This is a genomic window from Chitinophaga sp., from assembly GCF_035564935.1.
GTDB lineage: Bacteria > Bacteroidota > Bacteroidia > Chitinophagales > Chitinophagaceae > Chitinophaga.
Genome location: NZ_DATMTE010000720.1, coordinates 1 through 10,176 on the forward strand (window position 1 = coordinate 1; position 10,176 = coordinate 10,176).

Genomic DNA, 10,176 nt, shown 5'->3' on the forward strand with positions numbered 1-10,176 from the left:
CGGACATCCGCTTCTATCTTCCCTAATCTTTTAAATCAAAAAAAGAAAATCAAACTAATCAGTATAATCAGCGTAATCAGTGTTCCAAGACAATCGCCGAAGGCGATCCCCTCCGCTATTGGTTCTTTCGCTGCATTTTAGGCAATGACTGAACGATCAGGTCGTTCATTACGTTCACAGCCTCATCGAGATAGATGTCTTTGGTTCTGATCTTGATCCAGTCCTTATTACGGGCAATCTTGGAAGAATCACCACCAAATTTTTCCATATCGGATTTGATGTTTACGATATTGAGTTCTTTTACTTTATCATTTACTGCATCATATTTTTTGAGTGCAGCGGTATTTGTTTTTTGTTCTGTTTTATAGGTCTGGAGGTTCAGTGAATAAGTTTCCTGTTTTTCCAGCTTCTTTAAAGTGTTCAGGTTCTCGTTGAGTAATCTGAACGCGGGGCTGGTAGCCATTCTTTTTTCACTGCTCTTCTTCAGCGATTCGGTATTTACCGGGTTATACCAGGCGGCGAAGCTCGCACGGGGAATTTCATCCCATGCCAGGGCATCAGAATCTTTGCGTTCTGCTATTTCGTAGTATGGATCAGGCAATACGATATCTGAAGCCACACCTTTCAGCTGGGTAGAACCGCCGTTGGCACGGTAGAACTTCTGCTGGGTAAGCTTCAGGGCACCGAGGCTGCCACCGTCTTTTACCGGGTAGAAATCGTCCAGGTTGAAGAGACGCTGTACAGTTCCTTTACCAAATGTTTGGGTACTGCCGATGATCACTGCGCGTTTGTAATCCTGCATGGCCGCGGCCATGATTTCAGATGCAGAAGCGCTGTATTCGTTTACCATAATAGCCAGCGGACCTTCGTATTGCACATTCTTGTCGCGGTCGCGCAGTACCACGGCATCGCCGCCACGGGAACGTACCTGTACCACGGGGCCTTCCGGGATGAACAGGCCGGCCATCTGCACTACATCCTGGAGGGAGCCGCCGCCGTTAAAGCGGAGATCGAGGATGATGCCTTCCACATTTTCTGCTTTCAGTTTAGCTACTTCTTTGGCAACGTCTTCTGCGCTGCGGGCGCCGTTACGGTCGTTGAAGTCGGCGTAAAATTCCGGCAGGTAGATGTAGCCTATTTTATGCTGCCCGTTGATGATCGCTGATTTGGCGAATGTTTCTTCGGTCACAATTTCATCACGCACGATGGTGATATCTTTGGTAGTGCCATCCACGCTTTTTACGGTCAGTTTCACAGGAGTGCCTTTTTTACCACGGATCAGTTTCACCGCATCTTCTACGGGGTAACCGGTAATATCCACTGGTTCGGCATTTCCCTGCGCCACTTTCTGGATCACATCATTGGCTTTCAGTTGTCCCTGTTTCCAGCTGGGGCTTCCTGTTACGATGCTTACCACACGGATCTTATCGCCTTCTTCTTTCAGTTGGGCGCCGATACCAAAGAATTTACCGGCCATCTGTTCTTCGAATGCACGTTTTTCATCCGGCGGGAAGTAGTCAGTATGCGGATCCATGGTAGTGGTGATCGCATTTACATAAAGGTTAAAGCGATCATTATCGTTCTGCCTGTTTTTCAGGCGTTCAAAGTAACGGTCGTACAATTGTTTCACCTTTACGCGGGCTTCTGCTTCCAGTTGCACATCGGTTTTGGCTTTAACACTGTCCTTGCCTTTGTCTTTTTCCCTCATTTCCTGGAGATCCGTCAGTTTTTCCAGGGTGCGGTACTTCAATACCTTGCGCCAGGATTCTTTACGGGCATTCTCATCTGCAGGATAGTCCAGCTTATCAGGGTCCAGTGTTACCTTTTCATCTACGGTAAAATCAAAAGGTTTGGAGAGAATTTCCGGGTAAATAGCTGCCGCCTCGGCCACCCTTTGTTTGATCAGGGCGTTGATACTGCGGAAACAATCGATGGGCGCACCTTTCAGTTCATCATCAATATGAACGGAGAGCGGCATCAGTTTATCCACATCTGTTTTCAGGAAAAATTTCTTTTCCGTGTCCAGGCTACGCAGGTATTTATTAAAAACTTCGGTGGAGAATTTGTCATCTATTGCTTTGGGTTGGTAATGTCCTTCTTTCAGCATCTGGCCCACCAGGTTCATGATCACCTCATAACGACCCGGAGGATCGTCATTATGTCCGAGCTTATTAAAAGCCAACACGCCTGCGGAGATGCTAAGCAGCACAACCGGTATAATCACTTTCAGTCTCATATGTATCTCAATTGAACTTAAACGTTGTCAAATCAAATATAAAATAAAATCAACCGTCGGTTGAGCAATTTATTTCCTTTTAACAAAAAATTGGGCCAAACGGCCACCGGGCGAGATACGTGGCTGAAAAGCGCTGCTTTTCCGGCTCGCTGCAGTACCTGTTAGCCTGCCTTTGAGGCGGCTCCATTCGGGGATACCGTCAAAGACAGGCCTATAATAAACGGTTAAAGGGGCCGGAATGTTGCCGGGAATTATTCTTTTACCAGCTTGTACACGGCTCCTTTAAAGCCGCTGCTACCGGAAGTGCTGGCAAGCATATAGAGTTCTCCCTGTTCATCCTCCCCCCAGCTGAGGATCTGGAGGTTCTCGGCCGGACGGCCGGTGAGTTCCAGTGGGGCGCTGTCCCATTTTTTCCCGTTGGGTATGAGCATAAAGGTTTTCCCGTTGTAATCCCCGAAAATATATAATCCCTTCAGTGCCGGGATAGCATTCCCGCGGTATACATAACCTCCGGTGATACTTATCCCCACATCGTGGCTATATTCGTGGATGGGTGCAATCAGCGGCGACTTGTCGGTTCCCGCCGGCACGTTATAATCGTGGTTTCCTTCCAGGATACGCCAGCCATAGTTACCGCCTTTGGTAATGATATCTACTTCTTCATATTTATTTTGTCCTACATCCCCGGCAAAAAGCATTTTGGTATTTTTGTCGAATGAAAAGCGCCAGGGGTTACGAAGGCCATAGGCCCATATTTCAGGCCGGGCGCCGGGTTTGTTTACAAACGGATTATCCGGCGGTATGGAATAGGGTGTTCCATTGACATTTATCCTTAATATTTTACCCAATAAAGTATTGAGATCCTGTCCATTGCCAATAGTGCCGTGTTTATCGCCACCACCGCCGCCATCGCCAAGGCCCACATATAAATAGCCATCGGGGCCAAACTGCAGCTGGCCGCCATTGTGATTGGATTCCGGTTCATCCACTTCCAGTACAATCCTTTTAGACGCGGGATTGGCAAGATCAGGATTATCCGTCCTGGTGGTGAACTCTACCAGGCGGCTGGTATGATTGAAACCTGCTTTTTTACTCGGGGAACTGTAATACACATAAAATTTATGGTTCGATTTAAAATCGGGATGAAAGGCCATCCCCAGCAGGCCCCGTTCATCGTAGCCGGGGTTTACGGAAATCATATCACTGCTCACATCCAGGAAAGGAGCCGGCAACAGCTTGTTTTGCCGTACGATCCATACTTTACCTTCTTTCTGACAAAAAAATAACCTGCCGCTGCCATCTCCGGGCACGGCCATGTTTACCGGAGAGATAAACTGGTCGGTTACCAGCTGTAGCTTCGCTTTCCGGGCCGCAGGCTCCGGAGGTGCAGGGCTGTCATCTTTAGAACCGTTTCCGGCGCAGGCAATCTGTATAAACAGCGCCGGTAGTAAAGCGCGGAAAATAAGGGTATGTATTTCCATAGAACTGCGGTATTAATGCAGAATAAATATAATCCAGAAAGCGGAAAGGACGAATTGATTGTGGTGAGCGGTGAAGCGGATTGTTGCATATTCTGCCGTCGCGTTTCCTGATTTTTGTACCTTCGCAAAAAACTCATCAGGTTGGACACTACGGCATCGAAAAAGAACGACCCATACGCTTCGCTACGCTTTCCGGAATTCAATTATTACCTGGTTATCCGCTTTGCCCTTGTATTTGCGCTGGCAATGCAATTTGCCATCATAGAATGGAAAGTATATGAAATTTCCAAAGATCCTTTTTCACTGGGACTGATAGGTTTGGCAGAAGTAATTCCTGCCGTGTTACTGGCGCCCTTTGCGGGACATATGGTGGATAAACGGGAGAAACGGGCCATGCTCCTCAAATGTGTGATCGCTTATCTTTTTATCAGCTCAGGATTATTTCTTTTAACCTGGGACCGTGCAGTGGCGGGTGTTTCAAAGCACTGGGTGCTTAACCTTATTTACCTGCTTGTTTTCATGGGCGGCATTGTGCGTGCTTATACAAGCCCTTCCACCTTTACCCTGTTGTCGCTGCTGGTGCCCCGTGAACTTTACGCCAACGCCTCTACGTGGAGCAGTTCTGCCTGGCAAATAGGCGGTGTACTGGGTCCCGCGCTGGGCGGGCTTTTTATACACTGGTTCGGGGTACACTGGTCTATGCTGATAGTCGTATTTATTTTCCTGGCTCCCTTATACAGCCTGTTACAGATAAAACCCAAACCTGTTTATTACAAATCTAAAGGCGAAAGCTTTGTAACCGGCCTTACAGAAGGGATGCGGTTTGTGTGGAAAACCAAAGTGGTATTGAATGCAATGGCACTGGATATGTTTGCCGTATTGTTTGGCGGTGCGGTAGCTATGTTACCGGCATTTGCTACAGACGTACTGCATGTGGGTTCCCTGGGATACGGGCTGCTACGTTCAGCGCCGGCGGTAGGTGCATTGGGCACCATGTTCATACTGGCGCACCGGCCTTTGGTGAACAAGCCCGGCATCAAACTGCTGGCAGCGGTGTTTGGCTTTGGTTTAACCATTATCGGGTTCGGTCTTTCCACCAGCTTTTACCTGTCGATGTTTGCGTTGCTGATCAGTGGTGCATTGGACGGCATCAGCGTGATTATCCGTCAAACTATCCTGCAGTTAAAAACCCCGGATGATATGCGCGGGCGGGTGGCTTCTGTAAGCTCCATGTTCGTGGGATCTTCCAATGAGCTGGGCGCTTTTGAAAGCGGCTTTATGGCCAGGGCAATAGGTTTGGTGCCTTCTGTTGTGTTTGGGGGATGTGTTACTTTGGGCGTGGTGATCACCACTTATGTAATTTCACCGGCTATGCGTAAGCTGGATCTGAAACCTTAGCAGGCGGCAGTTAGCGCTTACGGGCTAACCGCCCGCAATATTACAGATCCATCTTTTCTTTTAACTTTTCCAGCACATAATAAACGGCCGGACAAACGGTGCTGTTTTCGTAAGTGATTTTGGGGCGTTTGAAAAAATCGTAGCTGTCTGTATAAGGATAGTTGGCACAATCACCTGGGCGTACATCATAGATCCCGCAGTAGTTATCATCGCCCAGGAAAGGGCATGGCGTAAACTTCACCACATAGTCTTCATCCTTATCGATCCGGAGATAGGTATCAATAAATTCGCCCTCCTTCATACCAAGATGTTTGGAAATGCGCCTGATATCGGGTCCTTTGAAACGGGGGCTGATGGTTTTGCAGCAATTACCACATCCGAGGCAGTCAATTTTACTGAATGCTTCTTCATGCAGGTCCGGCAACAGCTTCTCCACCCCTTTACCGCGGCGGGTTTGCAGCTTTGCGAGAAACTGTTTATTGGCTTTTTGCTTATCCTGGGCCTTCTGTTGCCAGTCTTCTAATATTTTGCTCATTTGATGCAAAGATAGGCAAATAGTTGGTGGACAAACTTATGACACAGACCCCGTTCCCTGATGGGTCATTTATCACTGTTTTCCCCCGCCAGCATTGATTGTTTGGCGGTTGCTTAAAATCTGCATAGCTTTGCGCATTCTATTTCAAATTACCTGCTTACATCATGAATCTTTTTGATATTCAACAAAATGAATTCGTGCACCGTCACATAGGGCCGAATGAAAGAGAGACCAACCAGATGCTGGAAACCATCGGGGCCTCCAACCTGGACCAGCTGATCAGCAAAACCGTTCCCGGCGCCATCCGCATGCAACAGCCACTGGCTATTCCAGCCGCGATGAGCGAAAGTGACTATCTCCGCCACCTGAAGGAAGTGTCGCTGAAAAACAAAGTATACCGCAACTATATTGGCCAGGGTTACTTTGACACCATTACCCCGAGTGTTATTCTGCGTAATGTATTTGAGAACCCGGGATGGTATACGCAGTATACCCCCTACCAGGCGGAAATTTCCCAGGGCCGGCTGGAAAGTTTATTAAACTACCAGACAATGGTGTGCGACCTCACCGGTTTACCCATTGCCAACGCTTCCCTCCTGGATGAAGCCACTGCAGCTGCAGAAGCCATGACAATGTTCTTCAATGCACTGAACAAGGATCATGACCATGTAAGCAGGCCTAAATTTTTTGTAGATAAGAATGTATATCCGCAAACACTGGATGTGATCTATACCCGCGCTACCCCGCTTCACATTGAAGTAGTGGTAGGCGATTATAAAACCGCTACGTTCGACGGATTATATTTTGGCGCGTTGATCCAGTATCCGGACAATGTGGGCGCTGCAGCCGATTACCGGGCTTTCATCGACCAGGTACATGCAACAGGCGCATTTGTAGGGATGGCAACAGACCTCCTGGCGCTAACGCTTCTCGCCTCTCCCGGCGATATGGGCGCGGATGCAGCCTTTGGTTCTGCACAGCGCTTTGGCGTTCCACTGGGCTTTGGTGGTCCGCACGCTGCTTTCTTCGCCGTGAAAGACGACTTCAAACGCTCCATCCCCGGTCGTATCATTGGTGTAAGCATTGATGCCAACGGCGGCCGCGCACTGCGTATGGCACTGCAAACCCGCGAACAGCACATCAAACGTGAAAAAGCAACTTCCAATATCTGTACCGCGCAGGCTCTGCTGGCTAATATGGCCGCGATGTATGCAGTATACCATGGTCCGGAAGGGCTGAAAAATATTGCTACCCGTGTTTCCCTGCTCACCGCTACACTGGCGGCTAAACTGAAGGCCAAGGGCCTGAAACTGGCATCCGACAGCTTCTTCGATACTATTGTAGTAGAAGGCGCTGATGTAAAAGGCGCCGCAGAAGCACTGGGTATCAACTTCCGTTATTTCGCCAACGGCAATGTAGGTATCTCCCTCGATGAAACCACTACCATTACCGATGTAAACGATATCCTGCACATATTTGGCGCAGGTACTACCGATGCAGCAGCCGTTTCCAACGGTACCACCGGTATCCCTGCCGGTTTGCAACGTACTTCTCCTTACCTGCAATACCCGGTGTTTAACAGCTATCACAGCGAATCACTGATGATGCGTTACCTGAAGCTGCTGGAAAACAAGGATCTTTCCCTGAACACCTCCATGATATCCCTGGGTTCCTGCACCATGAAGCTTAATGCAGCTACTGAAATGATTCCCCTGAGCTGGGCGCACTGGAGCAAAATGCATCCTTTTGCACCTAAAAACCAGGTAGGCGGTTACTTACAGATGGCAGAGGAACTGGGCGAATACCTCAGCAAAATTACCGGCTTTGACGCCTGCAGCCTGCAACCTAACAGCGGTGCGCAAGGAGAATACGCCGGCCTGCTGGTGATCCGTGAATACCAGAAGAGTAAAGGTGAAGGCCACCGTAACGTGATGCTGATCCCTGTCAGCGCACACGGTACCAACCCTGCTTCTGCAGTGATGGCGGGCTTTAAGGTAGTGATTGTAAAAGCGCTGGAAAACGGCTACATCGATGTGGATGACCTGAAAGCGAAAGCAGCCACCCACAGTAAAGACCTGGCCGGTATCATGATCACTTATCCATCTACCTACGGTGTATATGAAGAAAGTGTGAAAGATATCTGCGCTACCATACACGAACACGGCGGACAGGTATACATGGACGGCGCCAATATGAATGCCCAGGTAGGCTTAACCGCACCCGGACTGATCGGTGCAGATGTTTGCCACCTGAACCTGCATAAAACCTTCGCTATCCCTCATGGCGGCGGCGGTCCCGGCATGGGCCCCATCTGCGTAGCCAAACACCTGGCCCCATTCCTGCCAGGACACGTTACACTGAACGATGGCAAACCTTCCAACGCAGTATCTGCAGCGCCCTTCGGTTCTGCAAGCATCCTGCTGATCTCTTACGCTTACATCCGCATGCTTGGATTCAATGGCGTTAAACAGGCTTCGCAGTTTGCGATCCTGAATGCCAACTACATGAAAGCACGACTGGAAAAAGCATACGATATCCTGTATACCGGTGTTAATGGCACCTGTGCACACGAATTTATTGTAGATCTGCGTCCGTTTAAAGCTGCTGCCGGTATTGAAGCGGAAGATGTGGCCAAACGCCTGATGGACTATGGATTCCACGCACCTACCATGAGCTTCCCGGTTCCTGGCACTATCATGATTGAACCTACTGAAAGCGAGGACAAAGGTGAACTGGATCGCTTCTGCGACGCGCTGCTGGCTATCCGTGAAGAGATCCGCGCAGTAGAACAGGGCCAAAGCGATAAGCAAAACAACGTATTGAAAAATGCACCGCATACCCAACAGGTGATCACTGCCGATGAATGGACCCGTCCATACAGCCGTCAGCAGGCAGCATTCCCGCTGGAGTATGTGAAAGCAAATAAATTCTGGCCTTCTGTAAGCCGTATCAACAATACCTTCGGCGACAGGAACCTGATATGTACCTGCGAACCTGCAAGTGCCTATGAGGAAGCAGCAGTATAAGCTGTTGGTTTGATGTAAAAGAAAGAAGGGGAAAGATCATGTGATCTTTCCCCTTCTTTCTTTTATACTGATTACAAAGGTTGTAAAACCGGCTCCAGCACTTCCAGGCGGCCATCGATAGGCTGTGTAATATCAAGCCCCAGTATTCTTGCTACTAACGGGTACACATGTACGTTTTCAAAAGTGGCAACACGGCTATGCGCTTTAAAAGCCGGCCCCCAGGCCATGAATATGGCGTTCATATTAGTGAGGTTGTTATCGTATCCATGGTGACCGGGACTCACTTTTTTTCCTGTTCCAAAAATATAGTTGGGTTCCGCCAGCAGGATGATATCACCGATGCGGTTGTAAATATCTTCCTGGCCATAATGCCATCTCTCCGGCGTATTCTTTTTCAGGTAAGCGGTATAATGGTTTTCATGTTGCTTAAGATAATCATAAGCAGCTTTAATTTCCTCATCGGATGTTCCGTACAGCATTACCTTTTCATTGCCTGCTATGCTTTTCAGCGGCTGAAGTACCGGTGCATCGGGCAGCCTGATGAGGTTAACAGTATCTGCCTGCATCATACCATGATCTGATACTACGATAAAGTTTACCGGCAGGTTTAACTTAGCCACTTCAGCTACCATTTTACCGATGGCGGCATCTACAAATTGTACGGCATTCCGCACGCTGTCGCTGTCCGGTCCCCAGGAATGCCCCTTATGATCCACTTCCGGAAAATAGAAAGTAATAAGGTGCGGACGTTGTTCCTCCGGCAGGCGAAGCCAGTTTATCACCTGGCTGATACGCTGATCAATACCCGTTTTTTCCTGGTACTTAAAATAATAAGTGGGACGTATATTCTGAATAGCGCTTTCTGATCCTACCCAAAAATAGCTGGCGCTGATCATCTGTTGTTTTTCCGCCAATACCCAAAGCGGGATGCCGTTATACCAGGTACCATCTTCTACTGCTGCGCGATCGCCTACTTTATAAACAGCATCACGTTTACGGTCGTAAAAAAAATTGTCCACCAGCCCGTGGTGCGCAGGGTAAAGGCCCGTTGCCAGTGAATAGTGATTGGGAAATGTAAGCGATGGAAAAGAAGGCTGCATAGCCGTGGCGCGAACACCGCCATCTGATAAGTGCAGCAGGTGCTGTGCATTGTATTTCTCCGCATAATCGTACCGGAAGCCGTCTATGGAAATCATAATAACATAGGGCTTCGATTGCTGGGTAGCACTGTTCTTTCTGCCTTCCACCACCAATTGGGCAGTATCCTGTGCGTAACCGGCAAAGCTGGCTGATAACAGGACTGCGGCTAATAGAAAAATCTTTTTCACGTTTTATGATATTTATGATAGCATGGTAATAAATGGGGAGAATAACAGATGACCGGGTTATAATGAGGCGCAAATTAGAAAAGTATTTCCACTCGAAACGGCATTACCTGATTATAAATGCGTTAAAAAAATTGCAGCCATGAGTTACTATGGCTATTTCATCTCCCCAAAT

6 protein-coding genes are annotated in these 10,176 nt (G+C 48.5%); 2 read left to right on the forward strand and 4 right to left on the reverse strand.

The window, feature by feature from the left end; translation table 11 throughout:
- Positions 1-115 precede the first annotated feature (115 nt).
- Positions 116-2,236: a carboxy terminal-processing peptidase gene (locus VN105_RS18540; protein ID WP_325643019.1), complete on the reverse strand. Its 2,121-nt coding sequence runs from the start codon at positions 2,234-2,236 to the stop codon at positions 116-118.
- A gap of 251 nt (positions 2,237-2,487) precedes the next feature.
- Positions 2,488-3,717, reverse strand: a complete 1,230-nt coding sequence (locus tag VN105_RS18545) for a PQQ-dependent sugar dehydrogenase (RefSeq protein ID WP_325643020.1) — start codon at positions 3,715-3,717, stop codon at positions 2,488-2,490.
- A gap of 141 nt (positions 3,718-3,858) precedes the next feature.
- Between VN105_RS18545 and VN105_RS18550 the strand changes: the two genes are divergently transcribed.
- Entirely contained in the window at positions 3,859-5,115 is a 1,257-nt protein-coding gene (locus VN105_RS18550; RefSeq protein WP_325643021.1) for an MFS transporter, read from the forward strand.
- 40 nt (positions 5,116-5,155) lie between these two features.
- Here the strand turns inward: VN105_RS18550 and VN105_RS18555 are convergent, their stop codons facing one another.
- A complete protein-coding gene (locus VN105_RS18555; protein ID WP_325643022.1) occupies positions 5,156-5,650 on the reverse strand; it encodes a YkgJ family cysteine cluster protein in 495 nt (164 codons plus the stop codon).
- A 197-nt stretch (positions 5,651-5,847) separates the two neighbouring features.
- On the opposite strand from VN105_RS18555, the gene gcvP reads away from it, so the two are divergent.
- Positions 5,848-8,676: an aminomethyl-transferring glycine dehydrogenase gene (gene gcvP / locus VN105_RS18560; RefSeq protein ID WP_325643023.1), complete on the forward strand. Its 2,829-nt coding sequence runs from the start codon at positions 5,848-5,850 to the stop codon at positions 8,674-8,676.
- Positions 8,677-8,747: 71 nt separating this feature from the next.
- Here the strand turns inward: gcvP and VN105_RS18565 are convergent, their stop codons facing one another.
- Entirely contained in the window at positions 8,748-10,004 is a 1,257-nt protein-coding gene (locus VN105_RS18565) for an ectonucleotide pyrophosphatase/phosphodiesterase (RefSeq protein WP_325643024.1), read from the reverse strand.
- Between the last annotated feature and the right edge of the window lie 172 nt (positions 10,005-10,176).